The 18,539-nt window shown below is 63.8% G+C and carries 18 protein-coding genes; 13 read left to right on the top strand and 5 right to left on the bottom strand.

What is annotated here, in order from left to right; translation table 11 throughout:
* The first annotated feature begins 15 nt into the window (after window positions 1-15).
* From uca to ureC, 13 genes are all read left to right on the top strand, one after another.
* Window positions 16-3,645: an urea carboxylase gene (gene uca, locus ACOCLD_RS05745; RefSeq protein ID WP_422911181.1), complete on the top strand. Its 3,630-nt coding sequence runs from the start codon at window positions 16-18 to the stop codon at window positions 3,643-3,645.
* A 1-nt stretch (window position 3,646) separates the two neighbouring features.
* A complete protein-coding gene (locus ACOCLD_RS05740) occupies window positions 3,647-4,378 on the top strand; it encodes a GntR family transcriptional regulator (RefSeq protein ID WP_257776951.1) in 732 nt (243 codons plus the stop codon).
* Window positions 4,379-4,473: 95 nt separating this feature from the next.
* Window positions 4,474-5,739, top strand: coding sequence for an urea ABC transporter substrate-binding protein (gene urtA, locus ACOCLD_RS05735; RefSeq protein ID WP_257776950.1), 1,266 nt, complete (start codon window positions 4,474-4,476; stop codon window positions 5,737-5,739).
* Between the two features lie 141 nt (window positions 5,740-5,880).
* The gene (urtB, locus tag ACOCLD_RS05730) at window positions 5,881-7,452 is read left to right on the top strand and encodes an urea ABC transporter permease subunit UrtB (protein ID WP_422911180.1); all 1,572 of its coding nucleotides are present in this window, start codon (window positions 5,881-5,883) and stop codon (window positions 7,450-7,452) included.
* A complete protein-coding gene (gene urtC, locus ACOCLD_RS05725) occupies window positions 7,452-8,543 on the top strand; it encodes an urea ABC transporter permease subunit UrtC (RefSeq protein WP_422911179.1) in 1,092 nt (363 codons plus the stop codon). The genes urtB and urtC overlap by 1 nt, the downstream gene beginning before the upstream one ends.
* The gene (gene urtD / locus ACOCLD_RS05720; protein WP_257776947.1) at window positions 8,543-9,394 is read left to right on the top strand and encodes an urea ABC transporter ATP-binding protein UrtD; all 852 of its coding nucleotides are present in this window, start codon (window positions 8,543-8,545) and stop codon (window positions 9,392-9,394) included. Before urtC ends, urtD begins: the two co-directional genes overlap by 1 nt.
* Before the next feature lie 95 nt (window positions 9,395-9,489).
* Window positions 9,490-10,188, top strand: a complete 699-nt coding sequence (gene urtE, locus ACOCLD_RS05715) for an urea ABC transporter ATP-binding subunit UrtE (protein ID WP_392540913.1) — start codon at window positions 9,490-9,492, stop codon at window positions 10,186-10,188.
* 63 nt (window positions 10,189-10,251) lie between these two features.
* The gene (locus ACOCLD_RS05710; RefSeq protein WP_257776945.1) at window positions 10,252-10,668 is read left to right on the top strand and encodes a hypothetical protein; all 417 of its coding nucleotides are present in this window, start codon (window positions 10,252-10,254) and stop codon (window positions 10,666-10,668) included.
* Window positions 10,665-11,498, top strand: coding sequence for an urease accessory protein UreD (locus tag ACOCLD_RS05705; protein ID WP_422911178.1), 834 nt, complete (start codon window positions 10,665-10,667; stop codon window positions 11,496-11,498). Before ACOCLD_RS05710 ends, ACOCLD_RS05705 begins: the two co-directional genes overlap by 4 nt.
* Window positions 11,499-11,501: 3 nt before the next feature.
* Window positions 11,502-11,804 carry an urease subunit gamma gene (gene ureA / locus ACOCLD_RS05700; RefSeq protein ID WP_422911177.1) on the top strand — a complete coding sequence of 101 codons (303 nt, stop codon included), beginning with the start codon at window positions 11,502-11,504 and terminating at the stop codon, window positions 11,802-11,804.
* 2 nt (window positions 11,805-11,806) lie between these two features.
* Window positions 11,807-12,301: a GNAT family N-acetyltransferase gene (locus ACOCLD_RS05695; RefSeq protein ID WP_422911176.1), complete on the top strand. Its 495-nt coding sequence runs from the start codon at window positions 11,807-11,809 to the stop codon at window positions 12,299-12,301.
* A 7-nt stretch (window positions 12,302-12,308) separates the two neighbouring features.
* Window positions 12,309-12,614 (top strand): urease subunit beta, encoded by a 306-nt coding sequence (locus tag ACOCLD_RS05690; protein ID WP_422911175.1) that lies wholly within the window; start codon window positions 12,309-12,311, stop codon window positions 12,612-12,614.
* Window positions 12,615-12,753: 139 nt separating this feature from the next.
* The gene (gene ureC, locus ACOCLD_RS05685) at window positions 12,754-14,454 is read left to right on the top strand and encodes an urease subunit alpha (protein WP_422911174.1); all 1,701 of its coding nucleotides are present in this window, start codon (window positions 12,754-12,756) and stop codon (window positions 14,452-14,454) included.
* 54 nt (window positions 14,455-14,508) lie between these two features.
* Here the strand turns inward: ureC and ACOCLD_RS05680 are convergent, their stop codons facing one another.
* From ACOCLD_RS05680 to ACOCLD_RS05660, 5 genes are all read right to left on the bottom strand, one after another.
* Entirely contained in the window at window positions 14,509-14,775 is a 267-nt protein-coding gene (locus ACOCLD_RS05680) for a DksA/TraR family C4-type zinc finger protein (protein WP_422911173.1), read from the bottom strand.
* A 74-nt stretch (window positions 14,776-14,849) separates the two neighbouring features.
* Window positions 14,850-15,713: an isocitrate lyase/PEP mutase family protein gene (locus tag ACOCLD_RS05675; protein ID WP_422911172.1), complete on the bottom strand. Its 864-nt coding sequence runs from the start codon at window positions 15,711-15,713 to the stop codon at window positions 14,850-14,852.
* Window positions 15,714-15,849: 136 nt separating this feature from the next.
* Entirely contained in the window at window positions 15,850-16,848 is a 999-nt protein-coding gene (locus ACOCLD_RS05670) for a type II secretion system F family protein (protein WP_422911171.1), read from the bottom strand.
* A gap of 38 nt (window positions 16,849-16,886) precedes the next feature.
* Window positions 16,887-17,642 carry a substrate-binding periplasmic protein gene (locus ACOCLD_RS05665; protein WP_422911170.1) on the bottom strand — a complete coding sequence of 252 codons (756 nt, stop codon included), beginning with the start codon at window positions 17,640-17,642 and terminating at the stop codon, window positions 16,887-16,889.
* A 52-nt stretch (window positions 17,643-17,694) separates the two neighbouring features.
* Window positions 17,695-18,456, bottom strand: a complete 762-nt coding sequence (locus ACOCLD_RS05660) for a substrate-binding periplasmic protein (RefSeq protein WP_422911169.1) — start codon at window positions 18,454-18,456, stop codon at window positions 17,695-17,697.
* Window positions 18,457-18,539 lie beyond the last annotated feature (83 nt).

Genomic DNA, 18,539 nt, shown 5'->3' with positions numbered 1-18,539 from the left:
AGGAGGCCGCAACAGATGTTCCATACCGTACTGATCGCCAACCGTGGCGAGATCGCCGTCAGAGCCATCCGCACGCTCAAGCGCCTGGGCGTGAAAAGCGTCGCCGTCTACTCTGACGCCGACCGCAATGCCCAGCACGTACGCGACGCCGATATCGCCATCGCCCTGGGCGGCGACAAGCCGGCTGACAGCTATCTGCGTATCGACAAGATTCTCGCCGCTGCGCAGGAAACCGGCGCCCAGGCGATCTACCCCGGCTACGGCTTTCTCTCGGAAAGCGCCGAGTTCGCCGATGCCTGTGAAGCAGCCGGCATTGCCTTCGTTGGCCCAACCGGCGAGCAGATTCGCGAGTTCGGCCTCAAGCACAGAGCCCGCGAATTGGCCGCCCAGGCCCAGGTGCCAATGGCGCCGGGCACCGGCCTGCTGCAAAGTCTGGAAGAAGCGCTGAGCGCCGCCGAGAGCATCGGCTACCCGGTGATGCTCAAGACCACCGCAGGCGGTGGCGGCATCGGCCTGATCCGTTGCAGCGACGCCGCCGCGCTGGAAAGCGCCTATGAAAGCGTCAAACGCATGGGCGAGCAATTCTTCAGCGATGCCGGGGTGTTCCTCGAGCGCTTCGTCGATCAGGCGCGGCATGTCGAGGTACAGATTTTCGGCGACGGCCAGGGCCGCGTTGCAGCCCTCGGCGAGCGCGACTGTTCGCTGCAGCGGCGCAACCAGAAGGTAGTCGAGGAAACCCCAGCGCCGAACCTGCCGCAGGCCACCCGCGAACGCTTGCACGCCGCAGCCGTGCAGTTGGGCGAGTCGGTTAAATACCGCAGCGCCGGCACCGTGGAATTCATCTACGACGCCGCCCGCGACGACTTCTACTTCCTCGAAGTGAACACCCGCCTGCAGGTCGAGCACCCGGTCACCGAGATGGTCACCGGTCTCGATCTGATCGAGTGCATGCTGCGCGTGGCCGCAGGCGATGCGCTGGATTGGCCCGCGCTCGACCGCGCCCCGCAAGGCGCCGCCATCGAAGTGCGGATCTATGCCGAAGATCCGCTGAAGAACTTCCAGCCCAGCCCGGGCGTGCTCACCGACGTGCACTTCCCGGACGACGTGCGCGTCGACGGCTGGGTCAGCACCGGCAGCGAGGTCTCGGCGTTCTACGACCCGATGATCGCCAAGCTGATCGTCCACGCGGCTACTCGTGACGAAGCCATCGCCAAGCTGCAGAAAGCCCTGGGCGAAACCCGCCTGCACGGCATCGCCAGCAACCTCGACTACCTGCGCCAGGTGGTGGCCGACGAACGCTTCGCCAAGGGCGAAGTGTGGACGCGCCTGCTCGACAGCTTCACCTTCAAGGCCAGCGTCATCGAAGTGCTGGAGCCGGGCACCTACTCCAGCGTGCAGGACTATCCTGGTCGCCTCGGTTACTGGGATATCGGCGTGCCGCCGTCCGGGCCGATGGATGATTTCGCCTTCCGCCTGGCCAACCGTATCGTCGGCAACGCGGCCGAGGCCGCCGGCCTGGAATTTACCCTGCAAGGCCCGACCCTGCGCTTTCACAGCGACGCGCTGATCGCCCTGACCGGCGCCGACTGCCCGGCCACCCTGGACGATGCGCCGGTTACCTACTGGCAGCCAGTCGCGGTCAAGGCCGGCCAGGTGCTCAAGCTGGGCCGCGCCGTCAGCGGCTGCCGCACTTATCTGGCCGTGCGCAATGGCCTGGACGTGCCGCTGTACCTGGGCAGCCGCTCCACCTTCGCCCTCGGCCAGTTCGGCGGGCATGCCGGGCGCACCCTGCGTACCGCCGACATGCTGGCCATCTCCCAGCCCGAGTTGCCGGCCTGCACCACGCCTGCGCCAGTCGCCCCGCCGCAGGCGGCTCACCCGAGCCTGATCCCCAGCTACGGCAGCACCTGGAACATCGGCGTGCTCTATGGCCCGCACGGCGCGCCGGACTTCTTCACCGCTGACGCCATCGAGGAATTCTTCGCCGCCGAGTGGGAGGTGCATTACAACTCCAACCGCCTCGGTGTGCGTCTGTCCGGCCCGAAACCGAGCTGGGCGCGAGCCGACGGCGGCGAAGCCGGCCTGCACCCGTCCAACGTGCATGACTGCGAATACGCCATCGGCGCGATCAACTTCACCGGCGACTTCCCGGTGATCCTGACCAAGGACGGCCCCAGCCTCGGCGGTTTCGTCTGCCCGGTGACCATCGCCAAGGCCGAGCTGTGGAAGGTCGGCCAGGTCAAGCCTGGCGACAAGCTGCGCTTTCACCCCATCGGTTTCCAGCAGGCGCAGAGCCTGGAGCAGGCGCAACTGGGCAGCATCGAGGCACTGGCGGCGATCAGCGCGGTGACCCTGCCGGCGCCGTCGCTGCAACCGGACACCACCGTTTCCGCCACCGTGCTGGCCGAGCTGCCCGCCGAGGGCAGCCGCCCGCGTGCGGTGTATCGCCAGGCCGGCGACGCCTACATCCTGCTGGAATATGGCGACAACGTGCTGGATCTGGCCCTGCGACTGCGCGTGCATCTGCTGATGGAGGCACTCAAGGCCGAGCCGCTACGCGGCCTGGAAGAGCTCGCCCCCGGCGTGCGTTCGCTGCAACTGCGCTACGACAGCCGCGTGCTGCACCAGCGCACCCTGCTCGACCACCTGCTGCGCCTGGAGCGCCAGCTCGGTGATGTCGCCGAGCTCAAGGTGCCGACCCGGATCGTCCATCTGCCCATGGCCTTCGAGGACAGCGCAACGCTGGCCGCCGTCGAACGCTACCGCGAAACCGTACGCAGCGAGGCGCCCTGGCTGCCGAACAACGTCGACTTCATCCAGCGCGCCAATGGCCTGGACAGCCGCGAGCAGGTCCGCGACATTCTGTTCGACGCCAGCTACCTGATCCTCGGCCTCGGCGATGTCTATCTGGACGCGCCCTGCGCCGTGCCGCTGGACCCGCGTCATCGCCTGCTCAGCTCCAAGTACAACCCGGCGCGCACCTTCACCGCCGAGGGCACCGTGGGCATCGGCGGCATGTACATGTGCATCTACGGCATGGACTCGCCCGGCGGTTATCAACTGGTCGGTCGCACCCTGCCGATCTGGAACAAGTACGTGAAGAACGCCCAGTTCGAGAACGGTCAGCCCTGGTTGCTGCGCTTCTTCGACCAGGTGCGCTTCTACCCGGTCAGCGAGACCGAGCTGGATGAGTTCCGCGAAGCCTTCCGCGAGGGCCGCGCGCAGATTCGCATCGAGCAAAGCGAGTTCGACTTTGCCGCCTACAACCGTTTCATCGCCGACAACGCCGCTGATATCAAAGCCTTCCAGAGCCGGCAGAAAGCCGCCTTCGACGCCGAAGTCGAGCTGTGGAAGGACGACGACCCGAGCGCTGCGCAGGCACTGAGCGCCATGACTGAAGACGACGCCGATCTGGACGGCCACCTGGTCGCCGCCGAGATGAGCGGCAGCGTGTGGAAGGTACTGGTCGAGCCCGGCCAGCATGTCGAGGCCGGCGCCCCGCTGCTGGTGGTCGAGGCGATGAAGATGGAACTGGCAGTGACCGCGCCGGTGGCCGGCACGGTCAAGTCGCTGCGTTGCGCCCCCGGCAAAGCGGTGACGCCGGGCGATGCCCTGCTTCTGCTGACCCCAAGCGAGGCGGCCTGAGATGCAACTGGTCAGCCCGGCCAAGCGCGGCAAGGAGCGCCCGGAGAATCTCGCCGAGCGCATCTACCTGCAGCTCAAGGACGACATCTTCGAGTTCCGCCTGCTGCCCGGTGATCGCTTCAGCGAGGGCGAGATCGCCGAGCGCATGGCCGCCAGCCGCACGCCGGTGCGCCAGGCGTTGTATCGCCTGGAGCGCGAGGGCTATCTGGAGGTGTATTTCCGCAGCGGCTGGCAGGTCAAGCCGTTCGATTTCGCCCATTTCGAGGAGCTGTACGAGGTACGCATCGTCCTCGAACTGGAGGCGGTCAAGCGCCTGTGCGAGCGCCCCAATGAGGAGCTGCCGGATGCACTGGAACAGCTGCGCCGCACCTGGATGGTGCAACCGGAGGAGCGCCTGCAGGACGGTCGCGAAGTCTCGCGTCTGGATGAACGTTTTCACTGCCAACTGGTGGAAGCCGCCGGCAATCGCGAGATGGCCCGGCTGCATGCCGAAGTCAGCGAAAAGATCCGAATTATCAGGCGCCTGGACTTCACCCAGGGGCCGCGCGTGGCGGCCACTTATGACGAACACGGAGAAATTCTCGCGGCAATTTTGTCGCGGCGATGCGAAGAGGCACAGCTATTGCTCAAGACCCATATAGAGGTCAGCAAGGCCGAAGTGCGCAAGATCACCCTGCACATGCTGCACAGCGCGCGTCAGCGCACCATGCCGGCACCAGAGGTGAAGACCTGAAGTGAAGACCCGGGGCCCTGCCCTGTTTCAACTGCCAGACAAACAACTAAAAACCAGCAGCTCAAACACTTAAGTTCGTGAATGGAGATCGCACCATGCAACGTCGCAATCTGATCAAGGCCTTTACCCTCACCGCATCCATCGCCGCCATGGGCATGACCTGGACCGTGCAAGCCGCCGAAACCATCAAGGTCGGCATCCTGCACTCGCTGTCCGGCACCATGGCCATCTCGGAAACTTCGCTGAAAGACATGGCGTTGATGACCATCGACGAAATCAACGCCAAGGGCGGCGTACTCGGCAAGCAGCTGGAGCCGGTGGTGGTCGACCCCGCTTCGAACTGGCCGCTGTTCGCCGAGCGTGGCCGCCAGCTGCTCACCCAGGACAAGGTCGACGTGACCTTCGGCTGCTGGACCTCGGTATCGCGCAAATCCGTGCTGCCGGTCTATGAAGAACTCAACGGCCTGCTGTTCTACCCCGTGCAATACGAAGGTGAAGAGATGTCGCCAAACGTCTTCTACACCGGCGCCGCGCCAAACCAACAGGCCATCCCGGCGGTCGAGTACCTGATGAGCGAAGACGGCGGCGCGGCCAAGCGCTACTTCCTGCTCGGCACCGACTACGTCTACCCGCGCACCACCAACAAGATCCTGCGCGCCTTCCTGATCAGCAAAGGCGTGGCCGAGAAAGACATCGAAGAGGTCTACACCCCGTTCGGTCACAGCGACTATCAAACCATCGTCGCCAACATCAAGAAGTTCTCCGCTGGCGGCAAGACTGCGGTGATCTCCACCGTCAACGGCGACTCCAACGTGCCGTTCTACAAGGAACTGGCCAACCAGGGCCTGGAAGCAACCGACGTACCGGTGGTGGCCTTCTCCGTGGGTGAAGAAGAACTGCGCGGCATCGACACCAAGCCACTGGTCGGTCACCTGGCCGCCTGGAACTACTTCCAGTCGGTGGAAAACCCGGTCAACACCGAGTTCGTCAACAAGTGGAAGGCCTACGCCAAGGCCAAGAACCTGCCAGGCGCCGACAAGGCCGTGACCAACGACCCGATGGAAGCCACCTACGTCGGCATCCATATGTGGGCCCAGGCTGTGGAAAAAGCCGGCACCACTGACGTCGATAAAGTGCGCACCGCCCTTTACGGCCAGACCTTCGCCGCGCCGAGCGGTTACACCCTGACCATGGACAAGACCAACCACCACCTGCACAAGCCGGTGATGATCGGTGAAATCCAGGAAGACGGGCAGTTCTCCGTGGTCTGGGAAACCAGCAGCCCGATCCGCGCCCAGCCGTGGAGCCCGTACATCGAAGGCAACGACAAGAAGCCGGATTACGCGGTGAAGTCGAACTGATCCGACGGGCCTAGCCCGCTTAAATCCTGTAGGAGCCAGCTTGCTGGCGATCAGCAGTACTCGGTGCGTCATTGAGTTCGATCGCGAGCAAGCTCGCTCCTACAGTGTCCCGCTTTTATCGGGATATCAAAGGACTGCCCCATGCCCACTGCCTTTACCCGAATTCTGCTGAGCCTGCTGTTGCTGCTGCCCCTGGCCGCGCACGCCGGTGATGCCCAGGACTTTGTCGCCGCCAACCCGGCCAAGCAGGCCAGCCTGCTGGAGAGCTGGTCCGCAGCGCCAGATACCGCGCGCCTGCCACTGCTCGAAGCCCTGCAACAAGGCCGCGTGGCCACCGACAGCACAAAGACCGCGTTTATCGAAGTAAGTGGCGCTTATCAGCCCGCCGAAGGCGAAGCTGTGCCCACTGAAACACCGCGCAAGCTGCGCCTGAATAACCGCCTGCGCGGTCTGGTCGCCACCGCCGTGGCCAGCCATCAACTGCTGGTCGATGACCCGGCGCTGCGCCTGGCCGCTGCCAAGCAACTGCAAAAAAGCGCCAAGCCAGCGCAGCTGCAATTGCTTAACGCCCAGGTCGCCAGCGAAACCGACGACGCCGTGCGCGATGCCCTGACCCTGGCACTGGCCAACCTGCAACTGGTCGACAGCGACCTGGCGGTGCGCCTGGCCGCCGTGCGCCTGCTCGGTGAAACCGGCGACCCGCTGGCCCGCACCCGCCTGGAAGCCCTGCTCGACCCGGCCGTGGAAAGCGACCCGACGGTGCGCACCGCTGCCGAAACCAGCCTGGCCCAGGTCAAACGCAAGCTGCTGATCGGTGAGCTGCTCGGCCAGGCCTTTAGCGGCCTGTCGCTCGGTTCGATCCTGCTGCTTGCCGCCCTCGGCCTGGCCATCACCTTCGGCCTGCTCGGGGTGATCAACATGGCCCACGGCGAGATGCTGATGCTCGGCGCTTACTCCACCTATATGGTGCAGGTGCTGTTCCAGCGTTTCGCCCCGGAAGCCCTGGCGCTCTACCCGCTGGTGGCGCTGCCGGTGGCGTTCTTCGTCACCGCCGCCATCGGCATGGCGTTGGAGCGCACGGTGATTCGCCACCTCTACGGTCGCCCGCTGGAAACCCTGCTCGCGACCTGGGGCATCAGCCTGATTCTGATTCAGCTGGTGCGGGTGATCTTCGGCGCGCAAAACGTCGAAGTGGCCAACCCAGCCTGGCTCTCCGGCGGTGTGCAGGTACTGCCGAACCTGGTGCTGCCGTACAACCGCATCGTGATCATCGGCTTCGCCCTGTTCGTGGTGGTGCTGACCTGGCTGCTGCTGAACAAGACCCGCCTCGGCCTCAACGTGCGTGCCGTCACCCAGAACCGCAATATGGCCGCCTGCTGCGGCGTGCCCACCGGCCGGGTGGACATGCTCGCCTTCGGCCTCGGCTCCGGTATCGCCGGCCTCGGCGGCGTGGCCCTCAGCCAGATCGGTAACGTCGGCCCGGACCTCGGCCAGAGCTACATCATCGACTCCTTCCTGGTGGTGGTGCTCGGCGGCGTTGGTCAGTTGGCCGGTAGCGTGATGGCGGCCTTTGGCCTGGGCATCGCCAACAAGATTCTCGAACCGCAGATCGGTGCCGTGCTCGGCAAGATCCTTATCCTCGCGCTGATCATTCTGTTTATTCAGAAACGCCCGCAAGGTCTGTTTGCTTTGAAAGGACGGGTGATCGACTGATGACTATGCCACTCAACCAAACGCTGCTGGCCCGCGCCAGCGCCAAGCTTGGCCCGCAAGCGTCCATGGCCATCGGCCTGCTGGTACTTGCCGTGCTGATCGCCATGCCGCTGCTGCACCTGCTGCCGGCGGACAACGCCCTGCATGTCTCGGCCTACAGCCTGACCCTGGTCGGCAAGATCCTCTGCTACTGCATCGTCGCCCTGGCGCTCGATCTGGTCTGGGGTTACGCCGGCCTGCTGTCGCTCGGCCACGGCTTGTTCTTTGCCCTCGGCGGTTACGCCATGGGCATGTACCTGATGCGCGAAGCGGCCGGCGACGGCTTGCCAGCCTTTATGAGCTTCCTCGCCTGGACCGAGTTGCCCTGGTACTGGTACGGCACCAGCAACTTCCTCTGGGCGCTGTGCCTGGTGGTGTTGGCGCCGGGTTTGCTGGCCCTGGTGTTCGGCTTCTTCGCCTTCCGTTCGCGGATCAAGGGCGTGTACTTCTCGATCATGACCCAGGCGCTGACCTTTGCCGGCATGCTGCTGTTCTTCCGCAATGAAACCGGCTTTGGCGGCAACAACGGCTTTACCAACTTCCGCACCATTCTGGGTTTCGATATCACCTCGGCGCACACCCGCGCGGTGCTGTTTCTCGCCACCGTGGCGCTGCTGGTCGCCAGCCTGTACCTGGGCTGGAAGCTTGCCCGTAGCAAGTTCGGCCGGGTGCTCACCGCGCTGCGCGATGCGGAAAATCGCCTGATGTTCTGCGGCTACGACCCGCGCGGCTACAAGCTGTTTATCTGGGTGCTCAGCGCGGTGCTCTGTGGTCTGGCCGGCGCGCTGTATGTGCCACAGGTGGGCATCATCAACCCCAGCGAAATGTCACCAACCAACTCCATCGAAGCCGCCGTGTGGGTCGCCCTCGGCGGGCGCGGCACGCTGATCGGCCCGCTGCTCGGTGCCGGCCTGGTCAACGGTATGAAGAGCTGGTTTACCGTGGCCTTCCCCGAATACTGGCTGTTCGCCCTGGGCTTCCTATTCATTGTCGTAACCCTGTTCCTGCCCAAAGGCGTGATCGGTTTGTTGCGTAAAAAAGGAGAGCAATAATGCGCGCCACTCCGGCCCCCGAATTGATGCTCGAACCCGCCTATGACCCGTCCGGCAGCGGCCGTGACCCCATCGGTGCCAGCGCCCTGGCCAGCAAGGGCCTTAACGTCCGTCACGGCACCATCCTGACGCTGGAAGACATCAACGTCAGCTTCGACGGCTTCAAGGCCCTGACCAACCTGACGCTGTACATCGGCGTCGGTGAACTGCGTTGCATCATCGGCCCCAACGGTGCCGGCAAGACCACCATGATGGACGTGATCACCGGCAAGACCCGCCCGGATAACGGCGTCGCCTACTTTGGCGAAACCTACGACCTGACCCAGATGAGCGAAGTCGAAATCGCCCAGTCCGGCATCGGCCGCAAGTTCCAGAAGCCGACGGTGTTCGAGGCGCTGAGCGTGTTCGAAAACCTCGAACTGGCGCAGAAGACCAACAAATCGGTGTGGGCCAGCCTGCGCGCCAAATTGACTGGCGAGCAGAAAGACCGCATCGACGAAGTGCTGCAGACGATCAAGCTCGACGCCTCGCGCCAGCGCCCGGCCGGGCTGTTGTCGCACGGCCAGAAGCAGTTCCTGGAGATCGGCATGCTGCTGGTGCAGGACCCGCAACTGTTGCTGCTCGATGAGCCGGTGGCCGGCATGACCGACGCCGAAACCGAGTTCACCGCCGAGCTGTTCAAGTCCCTGGCGCGCAAGCACTCGCTGATGGTGGTCGAGCACGATATGGGCTTTGTCGGCAGCATCGCCGACCACGTCACCGTGCTGCACCAGGGCAGCGTGCTGGCCGAAGGCTCGCTGGAGCAGGTGCAGAACGATGAGCGAGTGATCGAGGTTTATCTCGGTCGCTAATGCGTACCTGTAGGAGGGGCTTTAGCCGTGAGCTCTTGAAGATCAAAAGCGTCGTGGCTAAAGCCCCTCCCACAAGAACAATGAAGGACACACCCATGCTGCAAGTTGAGCAACTCCATCAATACTACGGCGGCAGCCATATCCTCCGTGGCCTGTCGTTCGACGTGAAGGTCGGCGAAGTCACCTGCCTGCTCGGGCGTAACGGCGTGGGCAAGACCACCCTGCTGAAATGCCTGATGGGCCTGATCCCCGCCAAAGAAGGCGCGGTGAACTGGGAAGGCAAAGCCATCACCGCTTTCAAACCGCACCAGCGTGTACACGCAGGCATCGCCTACGTGCCGCAAGGCCGGGAAATCTTCGGCCGCCTGACCGTGGAAGAAAACCTGCTGATGGGCTTGTCACGCTTTCCCGGCAGCGAAGCCAAGGTGGTGCCGGAATTTATCTACGAGCTGTTCCCCGTGCTGCGTGAGATGAAGCAACGCCGTGGCGGCGACCTCTCCGGCGGCCAGCAGCAGCAGCTGGCCATCGGCCGCGCGCTGGCCAGCAAACCGCGCCTGCTGATCCTCGACGAGCCCACCGAAGGCATCCAGCCCTCGGTGATCAAGGAGATCGGCGTGGTAATCAAGAAGCTCGCCGAACGTGGCGACATGGCCATCCTGCTGGTCGAGCAGTTCTATGACTTTGCTGCCGAGCTGGCCGACCAGTACTTGGTGATGAGCCGGGGCGAAATCGTCCAGCAGGGCCGTGGCGAAACCATGGAAGCCGACGGCGTGCGCGGACTGGTCGCCATCTGAATGACGACGCTGGCCCTTTACTTTGCGCATAATCAGGCTTTCGCCGACGGATTCGAGGCCCCGATGTTTGCCCTGCGTCACGCCCTGCTCCCGCTCACCGCACTGACGGGCATCGCCCTGCTGATCTGGGCCGGCAGCCAGCCGGACTACTGGATGCTGCGCGCCCTGCCCGCCGGCAGCGAACTGCCCTACCCGCTGAAACCCGTACTGATTTTCAGCGCCGTCATCCTGGCCGAATGCGGCCTGCTGCTGGCGCTGCTGCGCCCACGCTCCTACTGCCGCTCCTGGGGCCGCGCACTGTGCGCCAGCCTGCTGGCCATCGGCCTGGCGCTGTTCTGGCTGCAAGGTGCGCTGCATGCACCGCCTTACTACGGCATGCACCTGCAATGGTGGCTGGCGGTCAGCCTGGGCCTGGTGCTGCTGTGTGTTTACTCCGCCGTGCACGCCTGGCGCCAACGGCGCAACCGGGTGAGCGCATGAACGCCCCCGCCGCCCTCTTCACCCCCAGCTGGCACGCCGAGCTGGCGCTGGGTTATGGCCGCGACGGTGACTGCACGCGGCCGACCTTGCGCCGGCATAAAGGCCCGCTGCGGGTGCAGAAGCACCTGTACGCCGAAGGGCCCGAGGTGTGTCAGCACATCATCGTTCACCCGCCCGGCGGCATCGCTGGCGGCGACCGCCTGGATATTTCGGCCAACGTGGGCAGCGGTGCTTGGGCGCAATTGACCAGTCCCGGTGCAGCCAAGTGGTACCGCGCCGCCGGCCCGGCTTACCAGAGCCTGAAACTGCGCGTGGAAGCCGGCGCCACCCTGGAATGGCTGCCGCAGGAAACCATCGTCTACGCCGCTGCTCAGGCCGAACTGACCACCGAGATCGACCTGTTCGGCGATGCCAAGCTGCTCTACTGGGACATCGTTGCACTCGGCCGTCCGGCCAGTGATGAGCGCTTCGATGCCGGTCACTTCCAGGCCCAACTGAATATCCGCCGCGACGGCCAGCTGCTCTGGCATGAACGCCAACGCATCCAGGGCGGCGATGGCCTGCTCGACTCGCCCATCGGCCTGGACGGCAAACCGGTATTCGCCACCCTGCTGATCAGCGGTGAAATCGACAGCGACCTACTGGAGCACTGCCGCAACCTGAGCACACCGGTGCGCGGCGACCTGACTCAACTACCGGGCCTGCTGGTAGCCCGCTGCCTGGCCGACGAGGCTCTGCACGCGCGCGCCTGGCTGATCGCCCTCTGGCAGCTGTTGCGCCCGACCCTGCTCGGCCGCACCGCCGTCCCCCCAAGAATCTGGAGCACCTGAACGATGGACCTGACACCCCGCGAAAAAGACAAACTGCTGATCTTCACCGCCGGCCTGGTGGCCGAACGCCGCCTGGCCCGCGGGGTAAAGCTCAACTACCCGGAAGCCATGGCCTACATCTCCGCCGCGCTGCTGGAAGGCGCGCGCGACGGCCAGAGCGTGGCCGAGCTGATGCACTTCGGCACCACCCTGCTGACTCGCGATCAGGTGATGGAAGGCATCGCGGAAATGATCCCGGAGATTCAGGTGGAAGCGACCTTCCCCGACGGCACCAAGTTGGTCACCGTCCATCAGCCGATTGTTTAAGCATGATGATTAACGACGCCACCGCCGCCGACCTGCCTGCCATCCTGGCCATCTACAACGATGCCGTGCAGCACACCACGGCGATCTGGAATGAAACCCTGGTCGACCTGGCCAACCGCCAGGCCTGGCTAAGCGAGCGCACAGCGGCTGGCTTCCCCGTGCTGGTAGCCCACAGCGACGCGGGCGAGGTGCTCGGCTATGCCAGCTACGGCACCTGGCGCGCCATCGAAGGTTTTCGCCACACCGTGGAGCACTCGGTGTATGTGCGCAGCGACCAGCGCGGCCAGGGCCTCGGCCCCTTGCTGATGCGCGCCTTGATCGAACGCGCGCAAGCGGCCGGCCTGCACGTGATGGTCGCCGCCATCGAAAGCGGCAACAGCGCCTCGATTCGCCTGCACGAGCGCCTCGGCTTTGTCACCACCGGCCAGATGCCGCAGGTCGGCCGCAAGTTCGGCCGCTGGCTGGACCTCACCTTTATGCAATTGACCCTGGAGTGAAGCAGCGATGATTCCCGGCGAATACCAGATTCAGGACGGCGAAATCGAGCTTAATGCCGGCCGCCGCACGATCAGCCTGAGCGTGGCCAATAGCGGCGACCGGCCGATTCAGGTCGGCTCGCACTACCACTTCTTCGAGACCAATGACGCACTGACTTTTGACCGCAGCGCCGCGCGCGGTATGCGCCTGAATATCCCGGCCGGCACTGCGGTGCGCTTCGAGCCCGGACAGAGCCGCGTGGTGGAGCTGGTCGACCTGGCTGGCCATCGCCGTGTGTTCGGCTTTGCCGGACGGGTGATGGGCGAGCTGTAAATTTCGGGACTTCTCCTGTGGCCGTATCGCGGGCAAGCCCGCTCCTACCTGTAATCGCATTCCTCTGTAGGAGCGGGCTTGCCCGCGATAGTGAGCACGGCGAACGGTTGCAAACCCAATTGAGTCTGAAGGCAAACCCATGAAAATCTCCCGCCAAGCCTATGCCGATATGTTCGGCCCCACCGTCGGCGACAAGGTGCGCCTGGCCGATACCGAGCTGTGGATCGAAGTCGAGAAGGACTTCACCACCTACGGCGAAGAAGTGAAATTCGGCGGCGGCAAGGTGATCCGCGATGGCATGGGTCAGGGTCAGCTGTGCGCCGCAGACGTGGTCGATACGCTGATCACCAACGCGCTGATCATCGACCACTGGGGCATCGTCAAAGCCGATGTCGGCCTCAAGGACGGCCGTATCGCCGCCATTGGCAAGGCCGGCAACCCGGACATCCAGCCCGACGTAACCATCGCCATCGGCGCCGGTACTGAAGTGATCGCCGGTGAAGGCATGATCCTCACTGCCGGCGGCATCGACACGCATATCCACTTTATCTGCCCGCAGCAGATCGAAGAGGCGCTGATGAGCGGCGTCACCACCATGATCGGCGGCGGCACCGGGCCGGCAACCGGCACCAACGCCACCACCTGCACCTCCGGCCCATGGCACATGGCGCGCATGCTGCAGGCCGCCGACGCCTTCCCGATGAACCTGGGTTTTACCGGCAAGGGCAATGCCAGCTTGCCGGAGCCGCTGATCGAGCAGGTCAAGGCAGGCGCCATCGGCCTCAAGCTGCATGAGGACTGGGGCACCACACCGGCCGCCATCGACAACTGCCTGTCGGTCGCTGACCAGTACGACGTGCAGGTGGCGATCCACACCGACACCCTGAACGAATCGGGCTTCGTCGAGACCACCCTCGGCGCGTTCAAGGGGCGCACCATTCACACCTATCACACCGAAGGTGCTGGCGGCGGTCATGCGCCGGACATCATCAAGGCCTGCGGCTTCCCCAACGTACTGCCCAGCTCGACCAATCCGACCCGGCCCTTCACCCGCAATACCATCGACGAGCACCTGGACATGCTGATGGTCTGCCACCACCTCGACCCGAGCATCGCCGAGGACGTGGCCTTCGCCGAAAGCCGCATCCGCCGCGAAACCATCGCCGCCGAAGATATCCTGCATGACCTCGGCGCATTCAGCATGATCAGCTCCGACAGCCAGGCCATGGGCCGCGTCGGCGAGGTGATCACCCGCACCTGGCAGACCGCCGACAAGATGCACAAGCAGCGCGGCCCGCTGGATGGCGACGGCCCTGGCAACAGCAATTTCCGGGTCAAACGCTATATCGCCAAATACACCATCAACCCGGCCATCACCCACGGCATCAGCCATGAAGTCGGCTCGATCGAAGTGGGCAAATGGGCCGACCTGGTGCTCTGGCGCCCGGCCTTCTTCGGGGTGAAACCGACGCTGATCCTCAAGGGCGGCGCCATCGCCGCCAGCCTGATGGGCGACGCCAATGCCTCGATCCCGACGCCGCAGCCGGTGCACTACCGGCCGATGTTCGCCAGCTACGGCGGCAGCCGCCACGCCACCAGCATCACCTTTATCAGCCAGGCAGCGTTTGATGCAGGTGTACCCGAGCAGCTCGGATTGAAGAAGAAGATCGGCGTGGTCAAAGGCTGCCGCGAGGTACAAAAGACCGACCTGATCCACAACGGCTACCTGCCAAATATCGAGGTGGATGCGCAGAATTATCAGGTCAAGGCCGATGGCCAACTGCTCTGGTGCGAGCCAGCGGATGTACTGCCAATGGCGCAGCGCTATTTCCTGTTCTGATCCACCTGTAGAACCGCGAAGCGGCGGCGAAGCCCAACAACTGCCATGCCCCCCTCAACGCAGTTGGCTGTCCTTGCTGCCCCGGCGGTTGTAGCCGCTGAATCTGGCCTGTTCCTTGTCGTGCCCACTCTGGCAAGCGACGCACAGGTGCACGCCGGGGATGGCTTGGCGCCGCGCCTCGGGAATCGCCGCGTCACATTCCTCGCAGTGGCTCAGGCTTTCGCCGCGCGGCAGCTGGCTACGCGCACGCTGGATGGCGTCCTCGATGCTGCTGTCGATCTGCTCCTGTACCGCACCATCATTTGCCCAACCGCCGGCCATCGCAATTGCCCTCCGCTGTGTATGCCTCTAGATATGCGCCGTCTACGGGCAAATCTCAAGCGCACGCGGTCGCCCTACTCCTTGACCTCCATAAACTCGCGCGCCCAGACGATATAGTCCTCAGGCTGGGTGTACTTGTGGGTCAGCTCGGTGGCGTTGAGGTCGCATGTATCGACACCGCGCTGCTCACGCAGGCAGTCGTAGGTGGCCTTGATTGCCGCGAAGTAGGCGGCATGACCGTTGACCACGATGCGCACGCCTAGGCTAGCCAGGCGTGCGTTGTCACGCAGCTTGGGGTTGCCGTAGGTGACCAGCATCAGCGGAACGCTCAGGGCCGCGGCAATCTGCTCCAGGTGGGCAAAATCCTCGACCCCAACCAGGCAGATGGCATCGGCACCGGCCGCCTGATAAGCCTGGGTACGACGAATCACCTCGCTGACATCCAGCACGCCGGCATGTGTGCGAGCGATGATCGCCAGGTCCGGGTCAACCCGTGCTTCCAGGGCCGCGCGAATCTTGCCGACACCTTCATCAATACCGATCAGGTCGGTGGATTTACGGCCGAACTGCGCCGGCAGTAGGGTGTCCTCGATGGTAAGCGCGGCAATCCCGGCGCGCTCCAGTTCCACCACGGTGCGCATTACGTTGAGCGCATTGCCATAGCCGTGGTCGGCATCGGCGATGACCGGCAGGCGGCTGACGCGGCCAATCCGCGTGGCCTGCTCAACGAACTCGCTGAGGGTAATCAGAGCGAAATCCGGCGCGGCCAGAACTTGTAGTGAAGCTACAGAACCGCCCAGGATGCCCACTTCAAAACCCAGATCGGCAGCAATCCGCGCGGCCATAGGGTCAAATACAGAAGCGGTGTGATAGCAGCTATTCGAAGCAAGAAGCGCACGAAATTGTGCGCGAAGGTCGTGATGCGAGGCTCTTTGCATGGGGTGCACCATCGTTCATAGTCGATTCTGAGCGAGGGATTATGTAGCAAAACTACAAAACCCGTCATGTAGTAAAACTACATAGTCGACCAGTAACCTTGCCCCCACCTTTCAGTCTATCCAGCCATTCAGCGCGCTACCCCACGTCCGCCGGCAGACGTGGGCCAAAGCCGCCACCAGTCAGCAGCCCATAAGCCATCCACAGCATCACCCCGGCATATAGCAAACGCGGCAGCCAGGTGGCCAGCTGTTCGGTCAGGCTATCCAGCTTCTGGGTTTCCACCCCGGCGTAGTTGAGCAGGCTGGCTGGCAAGGTGCCGCTGGCCTCCCCCGTGCGAATCAAGCCAAGGGCCAGTCCCTGTCCGGGGAAATCCACACTGACCAATGCCTGCGCCAGACTTTGGCCACGCTGCACAGCCAACTGCACGGTACTGAAACGTTTGCGCAGCGGCGCATGGCGGATCACCGCGCAGGCCTTGGGCAGGGCATCCAGCATGGGCATGCCGGCCTCCAGCATCAGCCCCAGGCTGTCGAAAAAGTCACGCAGATTACGCCGCAGCAGCGCGGGACCGAGAATCGGCACATTCGCCAACAGACCATCGAGCGGCGAAGCCGCACCAGCAGGCGCGTGCTGACGACGCAGGTATAACCCGCGCCCCAGACCATACAGAGCCCCAAGCAACAACAACGACCAGAGTACGCCCCACAGATAACCGACGATGCTTAGCTGACCGCCGACCAACGCCGGCAGCGGCTGAATAAACAGCGCCAGCACCAGCACCGCCGCCGGCATCAGCAAACGTGACTTCACCGCAGCGACCTGCTGTGCCCTATAGCTGTAACGCTCAGCCAGCCGCTGATAGACCGCAGCCAGGCAACCACTGCTCTGCGCAGCGCTCAGCAAGCTGCTGTCCAAGGGCGTCAACAGGCCACTGTGCAGCCCGGCGCTGGCCATATCGCGACCACCGGCGACCTGTGCCCGCAATGCCTGCAGCGCGGCCCCGGCGCGCCCAGGCAACGCCACACTGAGCAGCGCCTGCGCCACAGGCACACCGGCCTTTTCCATGGCGGCCAAGTGGCTGAACAGTTGGCCGCGGGCAGCAAAATCCAGCGTGACAGAACGGGAACGGGGCATCAGCAGGCTCGGCAGGTGATAACCGGAAGTGGCTCGAACTACTCAGTGGCGGTGGGGATCTGTGCGTGCGGCATCCAGCGACGAAAGATCTCGGCGAAACTGCCATCCTGATGCATGCCATCCAGGGCGCGTCGCCAGCGCTGCACCACAGCGGCGTCGGTCTTCAGGGAAAAGGCAATGTAATAGGCCGAACGCATAAATGGCAGATGCGCCTGAACCTGATCGGCGCGCAACCCTCCCCGCGCCAGCTCAGCATCAAGGGTCAAATCCTCGGTGGCAATCAGTTGCACGCGCCCGTGCTTGAGCATGGTCACCATACTTTTCGAACTGGTGACTCCGTAGAGGTTTTTAAAGCCCTGCGCCTCCAGCGTTTCATAGGTGTACCACTGCTTTGGCACAGCCAGCGGGCCGCTCTCGGCCGCTTGCTGCAGGCTGTCGAAACGCAGGTTGCGCGATTTCAGCGAGTAGAAGCTGGTGGTGCCGATCAGCAGCGGACCAACCCACTGGAACTTGGCCTCGCGCTCCGGCGTGCGCACGGTGGAAAAGATCGCCGTATTCGGCTCGTGCTGCGCCAGGTGATAACCACGCGTCCAGGGCAGCAGCTCGATATGTGCCGCATCCCCGGTGCGCTCGATCAGGTGGCGCACAATCTCCACCGCCAGACCGTGCAGCTCGCCGTTCTGGCTGTAGCTGGTAGGTGGCGCCTCTTCGGTCAGCAATTGCAACTCGGCCTGCACCGTGGCGGCCATGCAGCACAGCAGCCAGATACTCAGCAGGCGACATCGTTTCAGCAAGGTGGAATCTCCGGGCACTGCTCTCAGACTAGCTCAGTGTCGGCGGATTGCGTCAAGGCAGCGGCGCCAGCACCGGCATGCTGTTGGGATCGGAGAACCAGCGCCGGTGAATGCGCAGCAGGCCGCCATCACGGTTCAATTGATCCAGCGCCAGCTGCCAATGCTGCACCAACGCCGGATCGGTATTCCGGGAAAAGGCGATATAGGAGTTGGTGCCCATCAGGGTGAACTGCAACTCGACGTCTTCAGCTTTCATACCCTGTTCAGCCAGCATATCGTCCAGGGCCAGGCTGCTGGCCACCAGCAACTCAATGCGCCCATGCTTGAACATCTTGGTCATGTGCTGCGGGGTCGGTACGCCGTAGAGATTCTTCAAGCCCTGATCGCTGAGGTATTCATAGGAGTACCACTGCTTCGGCACGGCTACGGTGCTGAAGCGCTCAACGTCCTTGAGCGAGCGCACATTCAACCCGGCACCGCGCCGTGCGTAGAAACTGGTGTGACCCAGGGCAATCGGCCCAACCCACTGGAACAACGCCTCGCGCCGAGCCGTGCGGACAATGGAAAAAAGCCCACTGTTGGCTTCGTGCTGCACCTGATGGTAACCACGAGTCCACGGCACCACCTGGATGGCTGCCGAGGTGCCGGTGCGCTGCACCAGCTGCTCGACCACTTCCACCGCCATCCCGGTCAGCTTGCCGTTGTCGTAAAAACTCAGTGGGCGGTATTCCTCGGTGTACAGCTGCAACTGTGCCGCCAGCGCCGATGTCCAGCAACCAAGCAACATCAGCACCAGCCAAGGCTTCAAGCGCATTGGGCAATACCTGCAAACAGACGAATGGCGAGCCGCAAGGCCGCATGATAAACAGCCCCTGATTCAGCAACCAGCATAGCTCT

Origin of the sequence: Pseudomonas cimarronensis (assembly GCF_049331905.1) — a bacterium.
Taxonomy (GTDB): domain Bacteria; phylum Pseudomonadota; class Gammaproteobacteria; order Pseudomonadales; family Pseudomonadaceae; genus Aquipseudomonas.
Note: the sequence above shows the minus strand (reverse complement) of the source record. Positions and strands in the feature narration are given on the sequence as shown.